Annotated in this window: 24 protein-coding genes; all 24 read right to left on the bottom strand. The window is 39.6% G+C overall.

Going from position 1 to position 24,741, the window contains the following annotated elements:
• Nucleotides 1–44 precede the first annotated feature (44 nt).
• Complete coding sequence (locus FW774_RS03915; protein WP_149346823.1) at nt 45–1,001, bottom strand: glycosyltransferase family 2 protein; 957 nt, start codon at nt 999–1,001, stop codon at nt 45–47.
• A gap of 10 nt (nt 1,002–1,011) precedes the next feature.
• A complete protein-coding gene (locus FW774_RS03910; protein ID WP_149346822.1) occupies nt 1,012–1,980 on the bottom strand; it encodes a glycosyltransferase family 2 protein in 969 nt (322 codons plus the stop codon).
• Nucleotides 1,959–2,939, bottom strand: coding sequence for a hypothetical protein (locus tag FW774_RS03905; protein WP_149346821.1), 981 nt, complete (start codon nt 2,937–2,939; stop codon nt 1,959–1,961). Before FW774_RS03905 ends, FW774_RS03910 begins: the two co-directional genes overlap by 22 nt.
• Entirely contained in the window at nt 2,893–3,750 is an 858-nt protein-coding gene (locus FW774_RS03900; RefSeq protein ID WP_149346820.1) for a glycosyl transferase, read from the bottom strand. Before FW774_RS03900 ends, FW774_RS03905 begins: the two co-directional genes overlap by 47 nt.
• Nucleotides 3,751–3,843: 93 nt before the next feature.
• On the bottom strand, nt 3,844–4,851 hold the full coding sequence (locus tag FW774_RS03895) for an acyltransferase family protein (protein WP_149346819.1): 1,008 nt from the start codon (nt 4,849–4,851) through the stop codon (nt 3,844–3,846).
• Nucleotides 4,848–5,783, bottom strand: coding sequence for a glycosyltransferase (locus tag FW774_RS03890; RefSeq protein WP_149346818.1), 936 nt, complete (start codon nt 5,781–5,783; stop codon nt 4,848–4,850). Before FW774_RS03890 ends, FW774_RS03895 begins: the two co-directional genes overlap by 4 nt.
• A gap of 15 nt (nt 5,784–5,798) precedes the next feature.
• Nucleotides 5,799–7,013 (bottom strand): glycosyltransferase family 4 protein, encoded by a 1,215-nt coding sequence (locus FW774_RS03885; protein WP_149346817.1) that lies wholly within the window; start codon nt 7,011–7,013, stop codon nt 5,799–5,801.
• Between the two features lies 1 nt (nt 7,014).
• Nucleotides 7,015–7,968 carry a glycosyltransferase family 2 protein gene (locus FW774_RS03880; protein WP_149346816.1) on the bottom strand — a complete coding sequence of 318 codons (954 nt, stop codon included), beginning with the start codon at nt 7,966–7,968 and terminating at the stop codon, nt 7,015–7,017.
• Entirely contained in the window at nt 7,922–8,734 is an 813-nt protein-coding gene (locus FW774_RS03875; RefSeq protein ID WP_149346815.1) for a class I SAM-dependent methyltransferase, read from the bottom strand. Before FW774_RS03875 ends, FW774_RS03880 begins: the two co-directional genes overlap by 47 nt.
• Nucleotides 8,735–8,743: 9 nt before the next feature.
• A complete protein-coding gene (locus FW774_RS03870) occupies nt 8,744–9,559 on the bottom strand; it encodes a putative nucleotide-diphospho-sugar transferase (RefSeq protein WP_149346814.1) in 816 nt (271 codons plus the stop codon).
• Nucleotides 9,556–10,329 (bottom strand): glycosyltransferase family 2 protein, encoded by a 774-nt coding sequence (locus FW774_RS03865; RefSeq protein ID WP_149346813.1) that lies wholly within the window; start codon nt 10,327–10,329, stop codon nt 9,556–9,558. The genes FW774_RS03870 and FW774_RS03865 overlap by 4 nt, the downstream gene beginning before the upstream one ends.
• A 2-nt stretch (nt 10,330–10,331) precedes the next feature.
• On the bottom strand, nt 10,332–10,982 hold the full coding sequence (locus tag FW774_RS03860) for an acyltransferase (protein WP_149346812.1): 651 nt from the start codon (nt 10,980–10,982) through the stop codon (nt 10,332–10,334).
• Between the two features lies 1 nt (nt 10,983).
• On the bottom strand, nt 10,984–11,796 hold the full coding sequence (locus FW774_RS03855) for a glycosyltransferase (protein WP_187774797.1): 813 nt from the start codon (nt 11,794–11,796) through the stop codon (nt 10,984–10,986).
• A complete protein-coding gene (locus FW774_RS03850; RefSeq protein ID WP_187774796.1) occupies nt 11,768–14,059 on the bottom strand; it encodes an FkbM family methyltransferase in 2,292 nt (763 codons plus the stop codon). The genes FW774_RS03855 and FW774_RS03850 overlap by 29 nt, the downstream gene beginning before the upstream one ends.
• Entirely contained in the window at nt 13,980–15,254 is a 1,275-nt protein-coding gene (locus FW774_RS03845) for an ABC transporter ATP-binding protein (protein WP_149346809.1), read from the bottom strand. Before FW774_RS03845 ends, FW774_RS03850 begins: the two co-directional genes overlap by 80 nt.
• 277 nt (nt 15,255–15,531) lie before the next feature.
• The gene (locus FW774_RS03840; RefSeq protein ID WP_149346808.1) at nt 15,532–15,921 is read right to left on the bottom strand and encodes a type II toxin-antitoxin system VapC family toxin; all 390 of its coding nucleotides are present in this window, start codon (nt 15,919–15,921) and stop codon (nt 15,532–15,534) included.
• Nucleotides 15,903–16,124, bottom strand: a complete 222-nt coding sequence (locus FW774_RS03835; protein ID WP_149346807.1) for a hypothetical protein — start codon at nt 16,122–16,124, stop codon at nt 15,903–15,905. Before FW774_RS03835 ends, FW774_RS03840 begins: the two co-directional genes overlap by 19 nt.
• Before the next feature lie 247 nt (nt 16,125–16,371).
• Entirely contained in the window at nt 16,372–16,716 is a 345-nt protein-coding gene (locus tag FW774_RS03825; RefSeq protein ID WP_149346805.1) for a four helix bundle protein, read from the bottom strand.
• A gap of 110 nt (nt 16,717–16,826) precedes the next feature.
• Nucleotides 16,827–17,702: an ABC transporter permease gene (locus tag FW774_RS03820; protein ID WP_149346804.1), complete on the bottom strand. Its 876-nt coding sequence runs from the start codon at nt 17,700–17,702 to the stop codon at nt 16,827–16,829.
• 123 nt (nt 17,703–17,825) lie between these two features.
• On the bottom strand, nt 17,826–18,926 hold the full coding sequence (locus tag FW774_RS03815) for a glycosyltransferase family 4 protein (RefSeq protein ID WP_149346803.1): 1,101 nt from the start codon (nt 18,924–18,926) through the stop codon (nt 17,826–17,828).
• A complete protein-coding gene (gene asnB, locus FW774_RS03810; protein WP_149346802.1) occupies nt 18,926–20,752 on the bottom strand; it encodes an asparagine synthase (glutamine-hydrolyzing) in 1,827 nt (608 codons plus the stop codon). The genes FW774_RS03815 and asnB overlap by 1 nt, the downstream gene beginning before the upstream one ends.
• A 55-nt stretch (nt 20,753–20,807) precedes the next feature.
• Complete coding sequence (locus FW774_RS03805) at nt 20,808–21,161, bottom strand: four helix bundle protein (protein ID WP_149346801.1); 354 nt, start codon at nt 21,159–21,161, stop codon at nt 20,808–20,810.
• A gap of 595 nt (nt 21,162–21,756) precedes the next feature.
• The gene (locus FW774_RS03800) at nt 21,757–22,296 is read right to left on the bottom strand and encodes a UpxY family transcription antiterminator (RefSeq protein WP_149346800.1); all 540 of its coding nucleotides are present in this window, start codon (nt 22,294–22,296) and stop codon (nt 21,757–21,759) included.
• Between the two features lie 16 nt (nt 22,297–22,312).
• Complete coding sequence (locus FW774_RS03795; RefSeq protein ID WP_149346799.1) at nt 22,313–24,739, bottom strand: GumC family protein; 2,427 nt, start codon at nt 24,737–24,739, stop codon at nt 22,313–22,315.
• Between the last annotated feature and the right edge of the window lie 2 nt (nt 24,740–24,741).

Here is a 24,741-nt window from a genome sequence, read left to right as displayed (position 1 = left end):
CATAAACTAATAACCCTATAAACTTATACACTTCGTCAGGAGGGCTAATTGATCTTCGGGTATCCAATAAGTTGCTTTAAACGGATAATATTCCTCCATCCGAAAATATTATTTAAAAATTGAGTCATTCCGCCGGCCGGGTAGCTGTAGCCGGAACCCCCAAGCTTTTTTGCCTCATTTAAGGCCTCCCTGCTGACAGCCCGGTTATAGGGGTACGCTTTGTAGCCCACAATCTGATATTGGATAGCTGCCGCCTGCCGGCTTGCCTTGTCAGCAGGATATTTTTCAAGCAAATATCCCACGGAGCGTTTGACCGTTTCAAGGTACCATTCAAAACTTACAGTACTTTTTAACCCGGACAGGCTATTAGCTTGTCCCGAACGGTAATACAAGATAGCTTGAGGGCAAAAAGCAATTCCTTCTGAATACAAGATTAGGCGGGTATAAAATTCCATGTCGTCACAGGGACCCTGAGATAGCTCTTCCTGCCATAAGCCCTGTTTGTTTATCAGGTCTCGCGGAATAAGAAAAATGCCGGGTTGGGTCATATTAGGGCCTTGCGACCAGGACTCGATAATCCAGGTTTTCCCGTCACAATTTTTCCAGACACTTTCTGGCGAAAGCCGAAAGGTCGTAATATCGTTGTTATAAAACCGGCCCCATTTGCCCGATACAATTTTTCCGGGATTAGCTTCGGCCAGCTTAAGCTGCTGTTCAATACAGTCGGGAGAAAGTAAATCATCTGCATCTAAAAATTTAATGTATTTACCCCGGCTGTACTTAAAGGCGGTATTTCGGGCCGCTCCGGCTCCGGCGTTTTTTTGTATAATATATTGTATAGGGAGTTGAGGGAAGCTTTCAATTATGGCAGTATAATCTAACCCGTCGCCATCATTCACTAAGATTAGTTCTAATTCTTTGTAGGTCTGCCTTGATAAGCAATAAAGTGTGTCCTTGAGGTAACTTTGTGCTTTGTAAACCGGAATGCAAATGGAAATCAAGGCGTGATAGTTAAAATCCTAAAAGATATTTAATATATTTTGTTCTCTTCCATCCTAATAATGTAGCAAGAACCCTCGTATATCCTGCACTAACGAATTTGAGATTTGAACCACCTATATTATCTGCTAACAGTTTCAGTTCCAGGCTTTCGATTGGAAGTTGTGGATAACATTCGTAATGCCATAATTGATAAAGGTTTGCACATATTTCTCTTGTGCGGGCACTATTTTCAAAGGATAAAATTGAAGCGCATCCCAGTTTGGTTGATAGGTAGCCTGATAATAATGCTTTTTTGCTTTTTTGCCTGGAAAGCGAGTGTTGCATTCCTGAACGATAAAAAAGGGTAGCCTTATCAGAAAATTTGATTTGTTCGGCGGTTAAAAGTACTCTGATGAAAAACTCGAAGTCGTTAATCAACGAAAGCTCTTCATTCCATAGTCCTGTCCTATCAAGAATATTTCGGGGAATCAACCAAAGGGCGCATTGCATCATATTGGGGCCATCTTGTAACGATTCCACCAACCAGTCGATAGGTTTCATATCTTTCCATACCCGTTCCGGGTTTAATGTAAAAGTGGATAGGTCATTATGGTAAAATCGGCCCCATTGGGCGGAGGCTATCCAGGTTGGATGGCCGTTGATCAGCTCATATTGATTTTTAATAAAGTCCCTGGAGATAATATCATCAGCATCCATGAATTTAATATACTCACCGGTCGCGTGTTGATAAGCCAGGTTGGCAGCAGCGCATTGACCTTTGTTCTCCCTATTAATGATCTTGATTCGTGGATCTGAAAATTGTTTTACTACAGAAAGGGTTTGATCAGTAGATCCGTCATTAACTATAATTAATTCAAGGTTAGTATAACTTTGAACTAATATGGAGTTAATAGCTTCCCTAATGTATTTTTCCGCATTATATGCGGGCATACAAACAGAAATTAATTCGTTTTTTATTACAGACTTATTTTTTTCCATTCACTTGAAAAATATGGTAGCTTGGCTTTAAAAATATAATGTTTTAAAGTGTTAGCTTCATTATCTAACTTTGAACTATAATAAATCTTATATTCATTTTTATCCAGGCCAACTGCTTTTTGCTCCGCTAATATGATGCTCATTAATGTTTGCTCTATTCTGGCTGGGCCTTTGTCTGCATAATTATTTAACAATAAGGTTGCATAAAATTCCAGTTTATCATAATTTACATTATCACCCTTATAACCAATTATACCACCGTTAACATTCTCTAACAGGTCTATTCCATGTTTAATTTTTAACGTTTGTTTATCATCTACAAAATAGGAGTAACTTAATTGCTCGATCATATAGCATGGTCTTTCATTTAAAGCATTGTGGATTAACTCATGAGGAGTTTGAAAAAATAACATATCGCTGTCCAGATGAATATGATATCCCGGCCGGGAATGAATATCAATCATTCTTTTAAAAAAAGGATGCCAATGTCTTAAGTAATTTAAAGAAGGGAATTTGTGAGCTGGCAATTTTTCATTGAGATATTGATTAGTATCCTCGTCTGCTATAATATTAATTGAAGGACAGAATCGTTTAAGTTTATCCACTGTCTTTTCAGTCAGCGAGCCATCTGAAAATATATTTATGGTTATGGCATTTTTGCTATTATTGAGAAAAGATTGGATGCAAAAAATAGTTTGGTGCCAATACTTCTCACCTGTAAGAAAATTAAACTGTACTTTAGATGGATAGGTTAATATTGGAGGAATATGGGTAGCAACTTGTTTCATTTGTAGTTCTCCACGTAAAATATTCATCCAGCCATTTAAACCGAAGTGAGTGAGATTATATCGAATGGGTAATGTAGGTGCAAAAAAATATTTATAGACGATTTTTCCTATGCTCATAATTTCTTCAATTATCCCTGAAAATTTTCTGCCACGCCAGTGTGTAATATCCATATTTTGATAGATCGACATAATGGTGCATGATAGCTTGTGGTTGATTGATTTCTTTCATATCAGGGTTAACAATATATTTATTTTTATGAAGTATTTCAGCTGTTTGTCCAGCTACCAGCATGGCCGTTAAAGCCTGTTCCAGGTAGTAACACGTACCTTCCTGTGCTTCTAAGCGTTTGATCCAGTGTTCCAAATGGTACCAGTTGATGGTGGTACTGTTTAACCCGATAATACCCACATTGACCAAATCGGGAATAATATGCCCGCAAAGTTCAGCCATAAAACTTTTGGTATATCCGTAGGATTCTTCGCAGTCAACCATATAAACCGAACTGGCAGGCTTTTGCATCCAGTTAATAAGTTCCAAAGGTGGCTGCCAGAATAACATATCCGAATCTAAAACCAGTTTATACGGTGATGCAGACAATATCGTGTGGATGTCGGTAAGCTTTTTAATGTGAGCGTATTCTTCGCGTTTTTTATGCAGTATGGGAAAGTCCCTGGCGGGTAATTGCTTTTCAAGGTTACTCATAATTTCTTTTGCTAAAACTAACCGGCAACCGGGAAGTTTAGCCCGAACCCGGGAAATGAGGTTGGTATCAAAACTACCGTCATCCACCAGCACGTACTGTATGGGCACTGAACTTTGCCGGTTCAGGGATGCAATGCAAAACAGTGTCTGGTAGAGGTACTTCTTTCCGGTAAGAAAATAAATTTCATGGCCATTGGTATCTGAATATACCGGAGGCAGATGGTTTGCATGATGTATCATGGCCTTTTGTCCTGCCAGCATACTCCGATATGCTTTCAAGCCTCCAAAACGCCTGATATTTTGGATCTTGGATTTTGGATATCGGTATAAACAGTTAATAATTTTTTGCATTATCAGCAAGTACCGGAGGACCTAAACACGCTTTTTAATGAAATGTTTGCCATATATAATCGCTGGCGATTCAATGTAAGTATAAATATAATAGCTGATGTATAGTACAATAAGATATACGCCACTGTCGAATAGGATATTAGCTGTTATATGAGTCTGAATAAAATTATTTTTTAATAATCCCAGCAGATAAACTCCAATGGGCACATGTATTAAGTATACGGAGTATGATAAGTCACCTAATCTTTGTACCTTTTCGTTTAGATATTGGTTTAAGTATGGGCTTAGGTAGATTAATATGCCGCTGGCAAATGTTGCTGTTACATAAGCATAATAGCCCATCTTATAATGGAATAGATATAAGCCCACCAAGCAAAATATAAGTAACAGCAAGGTTAGACGATAATATGCGAGTTTTTGAGAATGCAAATAATAGATACCCGCTCCTAAAGCGAAGGTATGCCAGTAAGGTACCCAGAATAAATATGCTGATAGATTAGGGTCAATAAAAATGCTTACTAAGCTTATTGCCCCAATAAAATAAAATAGTTGGGCTGTGGAACCAAAAAGTAAGCCAAGGCCAATAATGAAGTAGAAGAACAGCTCACAGGTTAATGACCAATATACCCAGTTAATAGTGGTTGTACTGCCAAAAGGCTTGGTCAATATAAATATAGTTTTTAAAGCATCGGATATAGTATGGGGAAAAACAGCTACCGAATTATTTCCTAAAGTAAGTTTCTGGAAGATGGCAACAGCTAAAACAATTGCTAAACTAAACCAGTATGTTGGGAAAATTCTGAAGCATCTTCGGGATATAAATTCCAAACTGTTTTTACAATGCCTGGTAGCAAGTAAGATACAATAGCCGCTGATGACAAAGAAAACAGGGACTCCAATATGCCCCAGTTTAACTATGCTACGGTAAAAATTATGAATATATGGTATAGGCTCATTAAGGTGGAAAAATACTACCATAGCCGCGGCTATTCCCCGCAACAGATCGATGGTATAATTCCGCTGATTCACCTGATTTCGGATTGGCCTTTTAGGATGCCTTTAGAACTATGAAATTTGATTTTATTAACCTCAGACTCCCAGGGTTTATGCTTAATATATGACTTAAAGATCCGGAAGGGATATGTCCACCGAGCTATAGGCCTCCAGGGACAAATATCATGTATACTTAATACTTTAATCCAGCTACGATTACTCTCATAGGCCATTTTTTTTAGATAGGAAAGGCTATACCTTTTGGCCGGAATGAAGTGATGAATAATAAGCTGAGGAACATAGGCTATTTGAAAGCCTTCCTTTATAATGGTTAAAATAATATCATTATCTTCTCCTGAGGTAAGAACAGCTCCTTTTCTTCCCAGGCTAAGTCGTGTTTTATTGCTGTTTACATTCTTATCATACGACAAAAAGGCAACCTTGGTGATTACCATGCCCGTCCCAATGGGTGCGAAACTTGGATATTGTTTAATTGTGTAAACCTCCGCATTATATGATGACAAACACAACTCATTGCCCAGATCACGACATCCTAAACTAATTTCGACCTGTGCAAACCAAGGAGGAGGCGTGGTTTCGAATATTGGGATTGATTTGCCACCGAATGCACCCATATTTGGATGTGCCTTATGAAATTCGTATGTAATATTTAAATATTCTTTATCAGCTATATTATCGTCGTCTATAAAAACAATTAATTCTGTTGATGCTTCTTTTACTCCTTTAAGTCTTGCGTAAGCCAGGCCGGGCTGTTTTTCCTGCACGATTTTATGATGAGGATGCCAGCTTAAATCAAATAAATTACCTAAAGAAATAGTGCTTGCATTATCTATAATAATCAACTCCCACTCTTCTTTAGGAAGTGTTTGCTGTCTTAACGACTCCAGCACCCGGTTAAAAATACCCGGGTTAGGGTTATAGGTGCATATAACAACAGATAATTTCATCTGACAAGCCTAATTTCAATCTCCTGCTCTATATTCTTCTATAATTTCCTTATAGATGGAGATCTGCTGCTCTATGATAATTTTGGGATGATAACGGTCAATGCTATGTGCGGCCATACGGCCATACAAGTCTCGTAAAGAACTGTTTATAATTAATTCAGACAGAACATTAAATAGCCCTTTTACATCGTCTGGATATATTAGAGCGCCGGATTTCCTGTCTTCTATCATTTCAGCCATACCTCCGCTTTTAGTTGCGATAATACATTTGCCGGCAGCCATAACTTCTAAACAAGCTACTGGAAAATTATCAAATAAACTTGGCATCAGGAAAATATCACCGGCTTGAATAAGATTCCCTACTTCATGATAAGGTACAGCAGGAAGTACTGTTACTGAAGTTTCATATCGTTTGAGTTCTTGGCGGATAAAAGCATCCATTAATAAAGACGGTTGAGGAGATTGTGCAGGATTCCCAATAAAGAAAAAATGTACATTCTTATAGCGCTTTAAAATTTGGGGAATTACTTTTATAATAGTTAAAATTCCTTTCCTCACTTCCAGTCTTCCAAAAAAAACAATCTTGATCTTATTAGTGCTATCAGCTATTCTAGATAGCGGAGGAGTGGAAGAGTGATTAGATATTGTAAAAAGGTAGGGCAGATGATAATATTTGTTTCTGATACCATGCTCCTTATACGTTTCCATTAGCGCTTTCGAAGGGGAAACAATCGCTGCAGCTTTTTCCAAAAATAAAAACTCTTTCGAATAATTCTCTTTTTGAGGGCCTTGAGGAAGCTTCGGAAATTTACCTCGCCGGAGTGCACCTAATGCAAAGCGCATTTTACCTTTTAATGTCAACTTAGGCTGTAAATATAGATCTACCACATAATTAATGGTATGTGCACGAGCAAGTACCGGAATGTTCTTTTGATGATTTACTAAGCTAAGACCGCACCCTCTGAAATCCACACCTTCAATGATATCAAAATCAACATTCAATTTATCAATATAATATGGTAAATTTTTATCAAATTCAGCCCAGTTAATAGCAGGTATTCTAAATACGGTTTCAGTTTCCCAAAAAGCAGTATTTTTAGATGTGCCACACATAATAATAGCTGTGTGTCCATACTGATTAAGCCAGGTATTACATTGCAATAAATAGCTTCCTATGCCACCACCACCTGTTTCTGGCGGGTATTCGTACGATACAAATAAAATATTCATACTAAAATGCTAAAAACCATCTGAGTAAATGCAAAAATGCTATCGGCTCAACATTCAAAAAAGGCGCAAAAGCCTTAAGGCTGCTTATTGGCTTTTTTCGGCCAGGTAGTTTGATATGATTTTTTATAAAATAATCAATCAACTCTTTCTTATTAAGATAATAGTTGTTTGAAACTATCCATTTGAAAATTTCGGCAATTTCCCTATTTCGATCAATGGATGCACTCCCTCTGGTAGTTGCCTGGTGATAGCGAAAGAAGTTTTGGGTATCTGTTGAGTAGCTTAATTGCTTACTGCATTTCAGATATTGAAGCCAGAATAGCCAGTCACCACAATATTTAAATTCTTGTATGTTTTTTAAATACTTACATATATCCGGTTTATTTTGAAATACCACAGCCGAGGCATTAACTATTACATTCTTTTTATACAAATAGGTTCTTATTTCACTATCCCCCGCATTAGTATAATTTTCTGTCCAACGAGAGCCAGACATATCATGATACCACCATTCTAACTCATCAAGAAGATTATTATTCTCATCAACACGTATTGATTTACAGAAAAACAAATCGATATTCCCGGTATCTAGACGGCTTGTTGCTACATGCAGAAAGTTATTGTCACAAAAATCATCGCTTTCTGCAATCCAAATATAGTTACCTTTCGCAAGCTCTATTCCCTTAAGCCATTGTTTAAAGGGACTACCGCTATTTGTTTTGCTGTAGACAACATGACTAACATGACTATTATTATGATATTGGCTTATTATTTCTTTACTATTATCTGTAGAACAATCATCTAGAATAATGACCTCAAAATCCTGATATGTTTGATGTAAAATGCTATCGATTCTTTTTTCAAGAAATTGGGCATGATTATAATTAGGTATTATAACTGAAACCACTTTACCTAAATAAATTTCTACAGAATCTGGCTGGAGATAATAATGCATTGCCTAATCGGTAACTCAAAGATCCCCGAACTCTTTTGACAACATCCTGTATTATATTGTCTAAAGAATGTATAAAATAACTATTACCAAGGGCTGGTAAATCTGTATCGGAAGCAATACACAAAAGATATATAAAATTTTCTTTTGATTTAGAAGACACATGGGTAAAATCTCCCGAAAACTCTTTTAGAAAATGCTCCTTGGTAAAATTGACAACTATGGATGCATATGTCATTTTTTGAAAATAGGTATCGACATATTGAAAGTTTTCTTTTAATAAAGATTCAAACTCATCTTTATATAACTCCTTAATATGAAATTCATTTTTATAGTTTCTTTTGTCCGAATAATTCAGTTTATCAGGTGTAGAAATAATTACAAGGCCATCTTTTCTTAAAACCCTTTTAAATTCACGCATCATTAGCTGGTGCTCATCGTGGTGCTCAATAGTCTCAAAACTTACGATAATGTCAACCGAATTATCGTCTAATGGTATATCGGAAGTGGTTCCCTGTTTAAAAGATAAATTTTCTTTTCGATATTTGATAGTTGCCTTATCGATGGTAGGTTTATCAATATCAATACCATATACATACGCTGCAGTATTGGACAATAGATGGCTACCATATCCTTCTCCACATGCTATATCTAAAATGGTCTTGCCAGTTGTAAGCTCTGCAGCAATTGCATACCTGTGCAAATGTTCAGTTGCAACTTCGCCTATATATTCAGTGTGTAGACGTTCTAACGTTGAGTTATCCTTCATCGACTGTTTTTATGATAATCTTTTAATAAACTGTAAAATGCCTCGTTTACATAATTTCATGAGATTTAGCATTAAGTAAAAAATTAATTTGAGCGTATCGGGAACGGTTAAATCTTGATATATCATAATGCCATGATGAGAAATAGGATAATAAAACCTGCGCCAGCCATTCTTATGGCGGATATGATTAAGGTCCTTTTCAATAATAGGCAACTGGTTTTGAGGCCTGCCATGTAATACTTTTACCTTTTGTAAAGTGTAGTTAGGATAATAAGTAATAAAATTATAAGCTGTTGAAAATGTACTGTACCTGATTGTCGAGTTATAAAGGGCCCATCTGAGATGATATTGGTCAGTACTTATTTCCGGTTTTCTATGATAAGAAGCTTGCCAGTCCCCGAATAGCTTTTTAACCGGTTGTGTGTTCCTAAACGCAAATACGCCTGTATTAAATTCAGGCATGGCCCCGTTAAACTCATAAATAATATGCTCGTATCCTTCATCTGCCTGATGAATGGCAAATTCGGTATAATCCAATAAACCATATAAATCACTTAGATCCTGGCATACATACGTATCCGTGTCTAAAAATATGGTTTTATCATAGGGAGTTTCTATGGCTAATAATTTATCAATATAGTTGTATTGACAAGGTCTTATTAATATAGTGTCAAATATTTCCAGGTTTTCTTCGGGATATAACCGGTCGGTAATTAAGCATATAGGTTCAGCATTATGCTTTTTAAAAGATGTAGCAGAAAAAACCGCTTCTTTAATATATGAACTGCCGCTGGCAACATACACAACTCCCTTGCTCTTGGTCATTTTTGTAATAATCTCCTTATCAGGTTATGCAGTCTGGACAACCTGAAGTATCGCATGTTGTTTAAATACTCAAAATCAATTAAAAAATTAGGATAAAAATCTTTGATAAAACTAAGTTTTTCTTCGTAAGATACATGGTGGTTGGAAGAAACTCCTCCAGGCTCAAAGATTGTTACTAACAAGTCGATATAATGTAATTTTTTTTGAGCGATATATGCACTAAAAAAAAAGATCCAATCAGAAATAATCTTGTAATTTTCATTATACAAACCTATTTCACTAAAAAGTTTTTTGGCGATAAAGCTTGCAGGGTGTGGCAATGAATCAATAGCAAATAACTCCATGCTTGGAATTATTTTATGCTTTGCAGCTCTGGTATTTTTATTAGCATAAGCAATCCTTCCATAGTATACATCCTGCTGAGGAACCTGTTTCTCGTAGGTAAGAAAGCTTTGAATCACTGAATGATCATACAAGGTATCGCCAGAGTTTAGAAATAAAAGATATTCACCATTTGCACGGGCGATACCCTTGTTCATGGCTTGATAAATACCCTGGTCTTTCTCTGACGTATAATAATTAATGGTGGCTGCATATTTCTTAGCGATTTCCTGCGACCCATCGGTACTATTACCATCAATAACAATATATTCTATTTTGTCCAGGCTGGTTTGATTCTTAACCGATATAATAGTGCGCTCTAATCCTGCTGCATGGTTGAGGTTAATAGTAACAATAGATAATTTAAAATTGGGAACCAAAGCAGACATAGTTAAACGTGCCAGGTTACATTTCGTTTTACAGCCTTAGCAGGAAAGCCTGAAATTAAAAGGCTGGTCTCTGTAAATGAACTTTTGACTACGGAATCAGCCGCAATTACACAGCCATCGGGAATAGTTACTCCCCGGTATATTTTTACATTACATCCTATCCACACATTATTACCTATATGTATACCGCTTTCCTTTTGAGACTGACCTTCATATGTAATATGATGAAAATCTTCATCTAAAAATTGACAGTTCCAGGATATGATGGTGTTTTCCCCAATAATCAATTTGTTCATAATAACAAACAAGCAGTTATTGTTTATATACCCGCCTTTCCCAATGGTGACAACAGCGTTGGGGCCAATATCTAGTCTGCACCCTTTGCCAACGGAGTAGTTTCCTGCAATAATCAGTTTACCACGTATATTGAAAAAACTTTTATCCGAGCTTAATCCAAATCCATTTTCTAAAAATCCAATCTCTAGTCTTCCATTTAAATTTATATTATCGATCCCTTTAATAAAAGTACCTGAATGTGGAATTATATTTTTCTTTTTGAGCCTGTAATAGGTTCTATATATAAAAGTCTTAATAAAGTTGCTACTCGCCTTTTTGCATTTTAAAAAAAAACTTAAAAATAGAACTACGGGCATTTTACTTTGGTTGGTTTTGGAGTTTCTTTAATTCATGCCAGTTCATAAAATTATAATATGCCCAAAAAATAGATAATAATAATCCGATGATTCCATCTTTATAACCCCTGGTAATTATATAACTACTTCTGAATGCCTTTATAGTTGTTAGTAGTTGTTTTTTTAATGAAAAAGTCTCACCAGTGTTAAATAATTTCTGGGCTTCTTTGGAATTATATCTATGATGTTTTTCAAAAAGCTGATGCCAAGAGGTCATCCAGTAATGATGATTTACAAGAGAGTACTCACTACGATATACATTCAGGATTTTTTTACTATCATTTATTCGAGTCCCTCCATGTACTTCGTTATAAACTGAGAAATGCCCCTTTCTAAACATATATCTGCAGTTATTAAAATAACCTCCCCATATAGTACCTTTTAAAGGAGTGCTTTTAAAGTAGAATTGTATAGGAACTCTAACAGCACTATATTGATAAACTTCCTTGTTCTGAAATAGCTTAATTATATGATTTGCTAATTTAATACTTGTCTCTTCATCCGGGTCTGTTAGTAAAATCCATTCATGCCGGGCCTCTGGTATAGCATAATAAAGTGCCTGTTCTACAATGGGGTAATGAGGATAATTTAAAATCCTAGTAGCATACTTTCTTGCTATCTCAACAGTATTATCTGTTGATAATAAATTAATCACAATGATTTCATCGCAAAAGAATAAGGCGCTTAAGCACCGCTCTAAGAGATGACCTTCATTATAACTGGCTACTATGGCAGTGATAGGGAGTTTATTGGGGCCTGGCATAGAAATTGTCATCCAATGAAGCTTGAAAATCATTTTCGGCTTCCATTCTATTATTATCTAAATCAAATACTTCATAATTAAACTCTTTGAGTAGCTTTAATAAATCAGTAAGGGTATGGGATTGGTGTTTTAGATTTTTTGGATTGATTTCTAAATAAATTTCGGGCTTGGTGTTTTGTATCAATATTCTTGCCCCCAATAATACATTATATTCGTAACCTTCAACATCAATTTTCAATAAATCTATTTTAGGCTGGCCTGTATCCTGCCACCAGTTATCTAGAGATACTTGATTGACTTTAACTTTTTTAGTTTTTCCTGCCCGCTGTGTGTCTACGATTCCATCGCCTGAAGTATGGATGGGATGGTGAACATAAAAGTCCACTATTTGAGTGGTGCTACCTACTGCTACATTATATACCGTGGCTTTTTCAAGCGGTTTGAAGCTCCTCTCTAAAAACTTAAATTGATGGTTGCCAGGCTCAAATAGAAAAAGGTTTTTTATATCCAGCTTCTCTAACAATAGAGAAGATAATAATCCAATGTTTGCCCCCACATCTATAAAGGTGATTTTTTTTTGTAAAGCTGGGTTGTTAGAGATATGATTAATTAATTCAGGCTCATAACCCTGTTTAAAGTAACGTTCAATTATCGTATACCCTTTAGGAAAATAAAGAATATGGTTTTTAAATTTTATTCGACCATCGTTGAACGATAAAAAGTGTATTAATTTTAATTTTGTTTCTTCATTATATAATAGTTTTTTAATTCTCCGTAAAATATTTATAATGTGCATGCGATTAAATAAATAGGTGATTTTTTGTAATCCTGTGTATAAATAGGAATAATTTAGTGGGAATCTCACTCTTGAGACTACTTGTATAATAAAGTCAATTTTATCTTTAGTCTCGTTTCTTCGTTTTTTAAATTTCCATAAAAAAGCTAAACTTAGAAACTTGTAACCTTGCCATTTAAAATAATTCCTGGGGTCATAAAGAATATCTAAGGTGTTATAATTAAATGTAGACAAATAATTATTATGATTGTCTATTTCTGGAAACAAAACTTTAAGCGCTTCATATTTATGCTCATCCTTTGTAATAATATCAAAGTCTCTATTATTTCTTAACCCAATAAGTGTAAGAGGCAAACTTCCAACGAAGATGAAATCCTCATCGTTGTCTGGTAAAGTATTTTTTAGTGATTTTAAAAATTTGTCAAAGTTCCAGAATGTATTGTTGGGGAGAATGTGATTTAAGAAATCAATACAGTTGTCATTTAAAAAAATATCCGACAGTCTTCTGGTCTCGCTGTATGTATCATTAATATGTACACTGAAATTTCCGATATCGCAAATCTGCCTGATTTCGGATTTTATTTTATTTAAAACCTCCAGGTCAGGCTGCAAGACATAAAAAACTCTTAATGATTTCCTTCTTTTCCAGGATTGGGTGGCATGGTTAGTAATTCCGGCAAATTTATTGCTATAATCCCCAATCCATCTTTCATTTTTATAATACTCTCTTACTATAAACCGAAAGGCAGTCTTTTTTAATGTTATTTCTTTGGTATATTCAACAATTGTATTATGCTTTTTCAAAATTTCCAATACACCGGCATCTGTGATATTAGCTTTAGGATTTATATGGATAATTCTAATATTAGGATTAGAATTGACTCGTTGTAAATACACGTAGTCATTAACCCACGATGGTTGTTGGTTTTCCCTGAAAAATTGATAAGAATAGTTAGGCTCCGGAATAGAGTTGAGAGTAATGGCTTTTAATTTTTTTTGATAAAATGCTGCTAAGCTGACACGATGAGAGCCATCGATGATTGTTTGGTTACTTATAGGAATATAGGATAGATTATTGTTAAAATTTTCTTTTTCAAATTTATTTATTAAAAGCTCAAGATTGCTTAAAAAATCAACAAAACTATCCTTTAAACCATCACCTTCTTTAAAGGAGCCTCCTGAAAATGCTTTAATGTGTTCATAATAAATATCATGAAACCAGCTCCCATGGGCCTTCCGTCTCTCGGATAGAAAAACATATTTTGTAGCAAGATCAAATCTTCTAATATCCCAAATATATTTTCCTGGATCAATCTCAAATACTTCAGCTACTTCCTCTAAATTAGGATATAGTGTATAGAGATGTGAATTAATTTTATCTTTTATACATTCTGGCATATTAACTTTTCCACCTGGGTTGTGTAATAATTTTGCCCCATGCACCAGAATGTGGGCGGATAGTTCTATTCGCAAGCTCATGCCTAACATCAAAAGCTATACATTTCTCTACCTGATCCAAACAAACTCCCCTGTAAATCCCGGTAAGAGTTATAAAATATCGGCCTGGTGCAAGATTAAAGCCGGGGAATTCAATCTCTATATCTTTATACCCATCAATATCAAACCCAATACCATGATCCATTGATCTCGGTCCTGTTAAAGAAATGCCCATGTCGTCTTCTATCCTAAACCCGATGTTCATTTTTTCCAAAGGACTTTTGGCATAAGCCTTTATCTTAAAACTTAATTCTTCACCATATAAAAAAGAATTGCTAACGTCTGACAATTTAGAAAGGGTTTGGCAATGCTCAAAACTAAATTCTTTGCCATAGTTCTTATCAGCTCTGGGTATATGGCTAAAGTTTTCTATAGAATTATCAATAGGATCTGCATTGATATATTGAAAAATTATTTTATCAGTTTCACCATATCCTGAAATCATACCATTTTTAAGATAAATAGCGTTTGAACATAAGTGTCTTATCGAACCCATATTGTGGCTCACAAACAACACCGTTCTTCCCTCTCCTTTACTCACGTCACCCATTTTACCGAGGCATTTCTTTTGAAATTCTGCGTCGCCCACTGCTAAAACTTCATCCACAATGAGGATTTCGCTCTCCAAGTGGGCGGCTACCGCGAAAGCCAGGCGCACATACATGCCGCTGGAATAGCGCTTTACCGGGGTATCAAGATAACGTTCCACACCGGCAAAATCCACGATCTCATCCAGCCGGCGTTTAATTTCCTTTTTGCGCATGCCGAGGATAGCGCCGTTGAGGAAAATATTTTCCCGTCCGGTCAGTTCGGGGTGGAAGCCCGTGCCGACTTCCAGCAGGCTGGCTACCCGTCCTTTGATCTTCACCGATCCGGTTGTCGGGGAAGTCACCCGGCTTAATATTTTAAGCAGTGTACTTTTGCCGGCGCCATTACGTCCGATAATACCCACCGCGTCACCCTGCTCAATTTCAAAGTTAATATCCTTTAAGCTCCATACCACGTCGCTGTTTCCCTTGGTGCTGCGGTCGTTAGTCTCACCGATCTTCAGGAAAGGATCTTCCTTTCCCCGAACCTTAGCCCACCAGCGCTCCAGGTCACGGCTGATGGTGCCGGTACCAATTTCACCCAGTTGGTACGCTTTAGAAAGATTTTCTGCTTTAATGGCTATTGACATGGAGTAAAACTTGGAATGGAAACTGAAATAAATCTTCTCCCCTTGGGGGAGAATTAAAGAGGGGCCTTTCTGCTTTTATTGCTATGTTGGACATGTTCGTTATTCGTTGCTTGTTGTTCGTTGTTCGTTATTCGTTATTCGTTATTCGTTGTTCGTTATTCGTTATTCGTTGTTCGTTATTCGTTGTTCGTTATTCGTTGTTCGTTATTCGTTGTTCGTTGCTCGATAAACGATGGACGAAAGACGAAAGACGAAAGACGATGGACGACAAACGAAACTATGCGAATTCGAAAGGATTGATTACCTCTAAACCAGGGATGTTTTTAAAATCAGAAGTATTTCTTGTTAGCAGTATTTGCTTGTTAATTAATGCTGTTGCGGCTATAATTGCATCAGGAAGCTTGATTTTTTTCAGTTTACATAAAGCTATCGTTTTATCAACTGTGATATTATCAAGACTATACACTAAAGATGATTTGATAAACTCCTGTAATACCTTATACGCTTTTTCAGGTGCGTTAAACCGTAATATCTCAATTTTGGTAATCACAGAGATTCTGGGAATATCATTAAAAACAGTGTGCATGAATAACATGCCTCTTTCCGGCAATTTATTATCTAGATATCCGATAAGTATATTAGAATCGATCAAATATTCCTGTCCCATTCGTTACGCACTTCGGTAAGGTATTCCTGAAATTCTTTATACTCGTCTTCAGATAACTTTAATGAACCTGCAAATTTCTCTGATAAAGGTACTTGTTCGATGTCTGTACTTTGCTTTAGTACCTTGATGATCTTAAGGTCCTCCAGGTCTTTTAAAAGCTGATAAGCCTTGTCGTTATTTATCTGTAATAATATAGTTTGCATAGCTATAGTATAAACTGAATTATATAAATATAGCAATTTTTATTGATACCATTTGTTGTTCGTTGCTCGATATTCGTTGTTCGTTATTCGTTATTCGATGCTCGTTATTCGTTGTTCGTTGCTCGTTGCTCGTTGTTCGTTGCTCGTTGTTCGTTGTTCGTTGTTCGTTGCTCGTTGTTCGTTGTTCGTTATTCGACAAACGATAAACGACGGACGATAAACGACGGACGATAAACGAAAGCCCCAATCATTTCAAGCTACTGATTAATTTATTCAGCATCATTCTTATGGATATAATATCTGTTGAAATATCCTGGTATTGATCTTCGGTTATATATTTTAAATCTTTTGCCAGAAACAAGTGATATTCTGTTTCTGATAAAGATCCTTTCGATATATAAAGGAATTGGATAAATTCTTTTTTGTATTGTCTCGATTGACCCTCAATAATATTTGAGGGAATGCTACCCGCACATCTTTTAAGCTGGCTGGTTAATCCAAATTGCTCAGAAGATGGGAATTGTTTAGTTAACTCATACACTTTTAGAGTGAGCTGGTGAGCCTTTTTCCAAACCTCTAACTTATTCTCCATGATGTATTTGATATTCGTTGTTTGTTGCTCGTTGCTTGTTGCTTGTTGTTCGATAAACGACGGACGATAAACGATAAACAAAAGACGAAGGACGAAGAACGACAAACGAATCAAACCGTATCCACAAACGTCTTCTCCACTTTATTGAAGATCACAATGCCTGCCAGTAAAATAACCACGGTAACTGCGGTGGCATAGCCCAAGAAGGCCCAGTTGAAGGTTCCGTTGCCCAGGAACCCGTACCGGAAGGTTTCAATAATGGGTGTCATCGGGTTATATTGAATGATCCAGGCGTATTCCGGGTATTTCTCCAGCGCTGTGCTTAGCGGGTAGATCACCGTGGTGGCATACATGAGCAACTGTATCCCGAAGGTGACCAGGAAGGCCAGGTCGCGGTACCTGGTGGTCATGGCCGAGATGATCATGCCCAACCCAAGTCCCTGTGCGGCCATCAGGAGAACCAATACCGGGAAAAGCAGGATATACGTATTCGGCTGCACATTAGCGTTATGCAGATAATAATACACCATAAGTAGCAGGAACAGCAGGAATTGTACCCCAAAGCGTACCAGGTTGCTGATGACAATGCTCAAAGGCATTACCAGCCTGGGAAAATAAACTTTTCCGAAAATATTGGCATTGTCTTTAAATACGGTAGAGGTTTTGGTGAGGCAGTCAGCAAAATAATTCCAGGCGGTAATACCCGCCATATAGAACAGGGGTTGGGGTAGCCCATCGGTAGAGATACCGGCCAGGTTACCGAATACAAACGTATAGATCAAAGTAGTGAACAGCGGCTGAATGAAGAACCAGAGTGGTCCCAGGATGGTCTGTTTATAAAAGCTTACAAAATCCCGGCGTACCAGCAAACCAAGCAGGTCGCGGTAACGCCATACATCGGCCAGGTGAAGCTCAAACAGGTTGTTATGTGGTTTGATCTCCAGGTCCCATTCGTTTTCGGTATGTCCTGTCTTTTCAGCTTCCATGTTTAATGTTGTTTTATTCACAAGGCGTCACGCTGAGCTTGTCGAAGCATATACGTATGAAATCTCGGTTTAAGGCTCGTTTGGTATAGCCGGATTCCTTTGTAGGCCTGTCGCATTGCATTGTCATTCAGATAAAATAAGTTGTTCAATGCGTTGCCGGTAGGCGTCAAAGCCATATTGCTTCACGGTAGCCTCTTGTATGGTACTTGCGGATTGAGGGAAAGTCTGTAATTCCCGGAGTTTCTTCAGTAGATTATCCGGATTATCACTATCGCATAACAGGCCGGTTTGCGGGAGAACGGCATCTGCACTGCCGTCACTATTGCCGGCCAGCACCGGGCGCCCGCAGGCTGTGGCTTCAATAAAGGCGATGCCAAACCCTTCGCCGGTACTGGGCATTACATAGCTATCCGCTAATAAATAATGATCAACCAGTTCTTGCTCATCCACGTAACCCAATAGTTTTACATTGTGCTGCAATCCTGCATCTTCAATCAGTATATTGACCCGTTGCTGCTCCGCCGGATCGGCCTTGCCCACTACCAGGTAAACAAGGCCCGGATACTGTTTCAGCAGGTAAGGCAGCGCCTGGATCACCTTATCGTATCCTTTATATTGCTCTTCCGAAGATAAGCGGGTTACAGTAAGCAGCACTTTTTGTGTGGAACTAAGCCCATAACGTTCCAAAAGATAAGCGGGTTTATTCAGGTTATCCGGAACATAAAAAAACACGTCGAGGGCATTAGGCCATACCTCGATATGGGTTCCAGGAACCTGATGTTGTTCAATGAGTTGCTGCCGGGTATACCGGCTTACTGCCAGTATCTTGTCGGCTAACCGCAAGGCCTGCAGTTGCATTCTGTTAAGAGAGTGCCACACCTCGATACCATGCGCATGAAGATAAATCTTGATTGAAGGACACAATTTCTTGATGAATACAACAAGCGGAGCCAGGTGGACATGGCTGATAATGATGATATCCGAGCGAAGGGCCTGCCGGCAGGTAGCAAACAGAAAACGGAAGCGCTGCCGTTGGTAACCTTTAAAATAACGATTATTGATATATCGTTCATCCGGTGATCTGTCGGCCAGGATATGCCCGGAGAACCGGATGCCATCCTGCTCGGCCAGTTGACTAAGTACCTTTAACCAGTTCCGGTTTACCTTCTCAATGCCGCCCGTATGGGCGAAAGCGCTTAAACCAGCAAACAACACTTTTTTCATCAGGCGCTCAGTAAAGATTCGCCGCCGAATTGTTCCAGTACCAGCAGGCTCATGATCTTAGACCAGTGTACCTTATCCTGTTCATAACCGGCAAAGAGCTTTTTGGCTGCCGGATTCCGTGTATACCGGCCTTTCAACTCCCGGTAACGGTTGTGTGATTTAAGCCATTGCTGGAATGGAAATGTAAAACCCATTTTTGGGCGATCCCATATTTCCCGGGGTAACAGATTATTAAAAGCATGGATCAGGAAATGTTTTGCCGGTTGATTAGCCGGGTAGAGGGTTGCCGGCGGCAATCGCCTGGTAAATGCTGCCAGCGTTTCATCCAGGAAAGGAACCCGGATTTCCAGGCCATGCTGCATACTCATATTGTCAGTGTCTTTCAGCAATTGGTTTTGCATAAAATAATGCTGTTCATACCAGGAAGCCATCGCTCCAGTATATTCCTGCGGTTTATCCGGAGGTTCTGGCAGCGTATGCAATAGTTCGTATTGCTTAGCCCCAGGTATGCTGAATAATGTCTTTAACTGTCCGGTTGTGTAAAAGCCTCGCAGAAAGAGGTATTCAAATATGCTTCTGGGGCTGTGTTCCAGATACGCTGCCCGCTGAAGTGTATCCCGCTGAGTTAGGTTTGCATATAAGCTCATCGGAAGGCGTAACTTCCGGATAAACGGTAGTTGCGGTACCCTGCGAAAGGAAGGGTAGCCACCAAATAGCTCATCGGCGCCAATACCCGAAATTACGGTTTTTAAGCCCGCTTCGCGTGCGGCTTTGGAAACGAACCACGAATTAATGCCGTCAACCGAGGGCTGGTCCATACCCGACAGAATGTGTTCAAAATACGTTTCAAAGTCCTGTTGGGTAATTTGTTGGGCGACATGTTTACCCGGCAAACGTTTGCTGATCAGATCCTGGTAACATTTTTCTGAATAGTGATCTTCCGGGAAGTGAATGGAAGTGGTAATGAGCTGCTCGCCCTGGTATTTGGCTGCCTGAAGCGCCAGCAGGGAACTGTCAATACCACCGCTCAGGAATACACCGATAGGGGCATCCGAAACCAACTGCTGTTGAATGGCCTGATCAAGCAGGGAATCAACTTGTGCCTGTACATCTGCATCGTCTGTAATAATATATTCAGCGATATCCTCATAATAGGTCTTAACCTCAACCTCGGTTTCAGCCTCAACCTTAACCTCAAGATAATGGCCTTTAGGCAGCATGAAAACACCCTGTAGTGTGGTCAGCGGCTCGGGAAGGTGTCCCAGGCTCAAAAACGCGACAGGCCAGTCGGTATAAGTTTCCGGAGGATTTTGTAAATGCTTAAATGCTTTTACCTCCGACGCGAAACTTAACTGTCCATGTTTATGGTAATAATACAGGGGCTTGATGCCCTGCGAATCACGTACCAGGTATAGCGTTTGTTTTCGCCGGTCGTATAAGGCAAACGCGAACATTCCCCGTAGTGCACTGAAGGCTTTTGTTCCCCAGTGCTGGTAGCCTTTCAGGATAACTTCCGTATCGGTCTGTGTGGTAAACCGGGATCCGGCTTTTTCCAGCTTCGCCCGTAGTTTTCTGAAATTATAGATTTCCCCGTTAAAGCTGATCCATAACTGTCCCTCATCGGCGCTCATCGGCTGGTGTCCCGCTTCCGAAAGATCCAGGATGGCCAGCCGCCGGTGCCCCAGGCACACCGCACCGTCCGGGCTCAGGTATATACCCTCATCGTCCGGCCCGCCATGCTGCAGGCTCTGACACATGGCCTTCACCTGCCGGTACGTCTCCGCCGGCTCAGTCTTGGATGAAATAATTCCTGCTATTCGACACACGGTGGCTGAGGTTGAGGATAAGGATGAGGTTAAGACTGAGGTTTAGTAACAAACATTACTTAAACGATTTAATCAATTTATTCAGGGAAAAATGGAGTTTGTCACAAAACAATTTTAGCATTTCAACCTCTTGCTGGCTGAAGTAACCTACCTGGTGTCCATACATGAGTTGACTGCTTGTTTCAAGCAGCGACCCTCTGGACATGATATAGAAATTTTTCTTGTCCGCCGCGGTTTCCCTGCCAAAGCCTTCAGCAAGATTACTTGAGATGGACAAAGCTGCCCGGCGTAACTGGCTGGTAAGCCCATAATCTTCGGACTTAGGTAACCGGCTGGTCAGTTCATGAATTTTGACAGCGTAATCCATTGCAAGTTGCCATACCGGCATATCCTCAAAACGGTAATACATACTCTCCGTATTGTACTTATACTTGACCTCAACCTTATCCTCAGCCTCACTCTCCCACAGCTTCGCCCCGTCAGTCACAGTCTTTTAAAAAAAGAGCGGCCAACAAGGTGGATAACCGTTATGTAAAATCCTGCAAAAAAACAGGATGCGTTATTAACTCATCACAAAGGATGGTATAAAATTATAGCTTTTCCGTTTACGAGGAAAATTACTTGTAATATCTATCAACTTCCGTGTCATTGCGAACCGGAGCGTTGGGTGGAGTATAGACGTGAAGCAATCTTTTTTAAGTAGCAGATTGCTTCGTCTGCAGCTCAGGCACATCCTGTGGCTACATCCTCGCAATGACGTATATAGGAGCGTCATTGCGAACGGAAGCTTAGGTTGGTGTGTAGGCGTGAAGCAATCTCTTAGTTTTAGATATATTTGTTGAACTTTTTCAGGCAACAGATTGCTTCGTCCGCTGCCTTTCCTTATGTCTGTCCTGCTTCTTCGCAATGACGAAAATAGGAACGTCATTGTCCCGATACTTCTGGAGAGCGTTGGCTGGTGTTCAAGCGTGAAGCAATCTCCGGCATTAAACACCCAGGGTTGACTATACACGCTGACCCCTCCCTTCTTTCTGTACCATCAATGGCTCCAGGTAGGCTGCCGGTACCTGTACCAATAGCGATTGCCCGATATGATCCAGGCGTACCAGGAAACGCTGTGCCGAACGGTGGGAAACCAGCTCACCCCGGAGTCCCTGTAAAGCACCGGCTTTAACCAGCACCTGGTCACCCGCTTCAAAGGGATGATCAGTTACCTCCAGTTCAGCGCTGGATGCTAATAAGAGTTTCAGTTGTTCGATCTGCCGTTCGGGCATGGTGGCTACTTTTCCAGAAAAATACAGGAAACGGCAGACGCCGGATGTCATCAGCACGTCGGCCTGTTGTTTAGGATGAATGCGAACAAACAGGTAGGAGCGGATCAGCGGCTCTTCTACCCATTTCTTGCGATCGCTCCATTGTTTCAGCGTCCGGCTTAAAGGCAGGTAACATTCCAGGCCTTTCCGCACTAAACTCTCGTATGCCTTTTTCTCTGCCCGGGCGTGGGTATATACCGGGTACCAGCTATGTCCTTCATCACGTATCATACACTCATTCCTAACCTCAGGAAAGCCCAATTTTCTTTTTAACTTTCCCCCAGGTGCGTTTTAGCCAGCCCCGCCGTACCCCCTCATCGTCATAATACCCGTCAGAATAATACGTATTGGCTGAATAGTAATAGCCGTAATAGCCATCAGAATATTTGGTGGTATAATAATGCGAATAGAACTGGTCCTGTACAAAGTCGTTTAGGATGATAAAGGTATTGTTCAACTGGTATTCGCCTGCAATACGATCGGGGATAGAGGCGGCCGAGAATTTCGATTTGCCTGTGCGAATTACGAACAGGTTTACATCACTCATGCGGATCAATGGCAGGGCGTCGGATACCAGTCCGATAGGAGCCGTATCAAAAATGATAAAATCATAACGGGATCGCAATGTTTCAATCAGCTCCGTTAAACGTGCCTTATACATTAGCTCGGCAGGATTCGGTGGTACAGGGCCGGCAGTAACCAGATCGAGGTTATGTTCACCGCTGGGTTTGATAATGTCTTCCAACGTACTTTGATGGGCCAGGTAGGTGCTCAAACCGTGAGTATTGTCCAGTTCAAAATTTCGATGGATACGGGATTTTCGAAGATCAGCCGCGATCAGGATGACTTTTTTGTCAATTAAACCCAGCGAGGCGGCGATGTTGACGGATACGAAAGATTTTCCTTCACCAGAGATCTCGGAAGTGATACAAACCACCTTACTGCTTTTCTCACCGGCAATAAAGCTGAGATTGGTACGTACGGAGCGTACCGATTCGGCGAACAGGGATTTGGGTTGGATGATAGATAACAGTTGTCGGCTGTCTTCATCGATCTTACCAGGATAATGCCGGATGAGGCCAACAATAGGTGTATTGGTCAGGCTTTCGATCATCTCCTTATCGTAAATATAAGGGTTCAAGGCACGCACCAGGAAGATGAGCCCGACACCGGAAGCCAGACCGATGATCCAGGAAAACTTCCAAGCACTGGCCCGGTTGGGCGCTACCGGAATAGGGTTGCTCTGAGCCGCGTCAACTAATACGGCTCCTGGCAGTACAGCAGCCCTGGAAATCTGTGCTTCCAGTTTCTTCTGGGATAACAGGGTATAAATCTTATCATTGATGTCGTAATCGCGTTGCAAGTCGAACAGGGCTCGTTCCTGCGTTGGTAATCCATTTAACTTGAGATATTCCTGTGCCAGTTTCTTGTCAATAAAATTCTTATTCGTAATTAATTTGGCTTGATTTGACCGAATATTTACTTTAGCAGCATTTCTAATTAATTGCAAGGTTTTATCTATATTCTGGACTTTTTCTGCTTGTTTGGTATAGGTTTCCAATAAAGTCGCTTTATCCAGTTGAGTTTTATTCCAATCGTTAATTAATTGCATTAAAAGCGGATCCAGTTGTCCGCTCAGATTGAAATTCAAAGCGATATCCTGATTGCTATTCAGTTGTTCATCCAATTGTTTCAGTTCCAGCAATTGCAGTTCAATGGTTCGCTTCTCGGTTTCAAGCGACTTAATGGATTCAAAAACATCCTTTGACCGGTCTCCTAATTGAAGCAGATTATTCCGTTGCTTGAAATCCTTCAGCTTATTCCCACTTTCATGCACGTTTTTAGACAGGTAGGTGAGTTGGGCATCAATAAAATCGATGATCTGCGTAGCTGACTGGCTCTTAAGTATAAGATCCTGATTCAGGTATTCCCGGGCAATGGCGTTAAGCGCATTACGAGCAAACACCGGGTTCTCATCGATTTTGGTGATTTGTGCGATGTTAGAGTATTTTTCGGCCTCAGAAATGTTTAAATTCCTGCCAATACGAGCGGCGAATTCTGGTCGGTTATTGAAACGGAAGTAAAACAGAGCATCAGCACTCAGGTTATTATTCTGCTCAATATAAAAGGATATACCCGGTAGGTGAATGGGCTTACTATACGTCGTATGTAATTCAATGGGTTGTTCATCCCGGATATAGGAGATCAGGATATCCTTCCCGGTCTGTCGGAAATGTATGGGCCCCCGGAAAAAGTTCAGGCTGTCCTGTTTCAGGATATGAACCACGAAAGGCTTGTCGGGATACATTTCCGAGATGCGTACCTTGCCGTCAATGAAATAGCTCACCTGCCAGTCAAAATGATCCACGGCTTTATTCAGAACAGTTTTGCTACGGATTACCCAACTCTCGGAAGTAATGTTGTTAACCTTATTGAGATTGAGGGATGACTTTAAAACCTCGTTGATACCGGATTCTTCGTCTTTGAACTTCAGGTAAATACTGGATGTGTACTGTTTGGGTGTATACCACAGGTATAGGTAAGCTGTTAGCAGAGCGATAATGAGTGTGGCAGCAACCCAATACCATCGGCTCAGAACGATCTTCAGGAATTTGGCGTAGTCCAGTTCTTGTTTTAGTGGAGCTTTAGCTTCTTTGAGAACTTCTGCAGGCATGT

This window comes from Pedobacter sp. BS3, from assembly GCF_008274585.1.
Classification (GTDB): Bacteria; Bacteroidota; Bacteroidia; order Sphingobacteriales; family Sphingobacteriaceae; genus Hufsiella_A.
This window is presented reverse-complemented; position numbering and strand designations above follow the sequence as displayed.

What these genes read in the sequence shown, in the direction of transcription:
- FW774_RS03875 (WP_149346815.1), bottom strand. Translation starts at nt 8,734, where the DNA reads ATGAAGGATAACTCAACGTTAGAACGTCTACACACTGAATATATAGGC.
- FW774_RS03890 (WP_149346818.1), bottom strand. Translation starts at nt 5,783, where the DNA reads ATGAAATTATCTGTTGTTATATGCACCTATAACCCTAACCCGGGTATT.
- FW774_RS03795 (WP_149346799.1), bottom strand. Translation starts at nt 24,739, where the DNA reads ATGCCTGCAGAAGTTCTCAAAGAAGCTAAAGCTCCACTAAAACAAGAA.
- FW774_RS03820 (WP_149346804.1), bottom strand. Translation starts at nt 17,702, where the DNA reads ATGGAAGCTGAAAAGACAGGACATACCGAAAACGAATGGGACCTGGAG.
- FW774_RS03815 (WP_149346803.1), bottom strand. Translation starts at nt 18,926, where the DNA reads ATGAAAAAAGTGTTGTTTGCTGGTTTAAGCGCTTTCGCCCATACGGGC.
- FW774_RS03835 (WP_149346807.1), bottom strand. Translation starts at nt 16,124, where the DNA reads ATGCAAACTATATTATTACAGATAAATAACGACAAGGCTTATCAGCTT.
- FW774_RS03840 (WP_149346808.1), bottom strand. Translation starts at nt 15,921, where the DNA reads ATGGGACAGGAATATTTGATCGATTCTAATATACTTATCGGATATCTA.
- FW774_RS03910 (WP_149346822.1), bottom strand. Translation starts at nt 1,980, where the DNA reads ATGGAAAAAAATAAGTCTGTAATAAAAAACGAATTAATTTCTGTTTGT.
- FW774_RS03845 (WP_149346809.1), bottom strand. Translation starts at nt 15,254, where the DNA reads ATGTCAATAGCCATTAAAGCAGAAAATCTTTCTAAAGCGTACCAACTG.
- FW774_RS03800 (WP_149346800.1), bottom strand. Translation starts at nt 22,296, where the DNA reads ATGATACGTGATGAAGGACATAGCTGGTACCCGGTATATACCCACGCC.
- FW774_RS03905 (WP_149346821.1), bottom strand. Translation starts at nt 2,939, where the DNA reads ATGGATATTACACACTGGCGTGGCAGAAAATTTTCAGGGATAATTGAA.
- FW774_RS03850 (WP_187774796.1), bottom strand. Translation starts at nt 14,059, where the DNA reads ATGAGCTTGCGAATAGAACTATCCGCCCACATTCTGGTGCATGGGGCA.
- FW774_RS03805 (WP_149346801.1), bottom strand. Translation starts at nt 21,161, where the DNA reads ATGTATTACCGTTTTGAGGATATGCCGGTATGGCAACTTGCAATGGAT.
- FW774_RS03885 (WP_149346817.1), bottom strand. Translation starts at nt 7,013, where the DNA reads ATGAATATTTTATTTGTATCGTACGAATACCCGCCAGAAACAGGTGGT.
- FW774_RS03825 (WP_149346805.1), bottom strand. Translation starts at nt 16,716, where the DNA reads ATGGAGAATAAGTTAGAGGTTTGGAAAAAGGCTCACCAGCTCACTCTA.
- FW774_RS03865 (WP_149346813.1), bottom strand. Translation starts at nt 10,329, where the DNA reads ATGTCTGCTTTGGTTCCCAATTTTAAATTATCTATTGTTACTATTAAC.
- FW774_RS03880 (WP_149346816.1), bottom strand. Translation starts at nt 7,968, where the DNA reads ATGCATTATTATCTCCAGCCAGATTCTGTAGAAATTTATTTAGGTAAA.
- FW774_RS03855 (WP_187774797.1), bottom strand. Translation starts at nt 11,796, where the DNA reads ATGACAATTTCTATGCCAGGCCCCAATAAACTCCCTATCACTGCCATA.
- FW774_RS03870 (WP_149346814.1), bottom strand. Translation starts at nt 9,559, where the DNA reads ATGACCAAGAGCAAGGGAGTTGTGTATGTTGCCAGCGGCAGTTCATAT.
- FW774_RS03860 (WP_149346812.1), bottom strand. Translation starts at nt 10,982, where the DNA reads ATGCCCGTAGTTCTATTTTTAAGTTTTTTTTTAAAATGCAAAAAGGCG.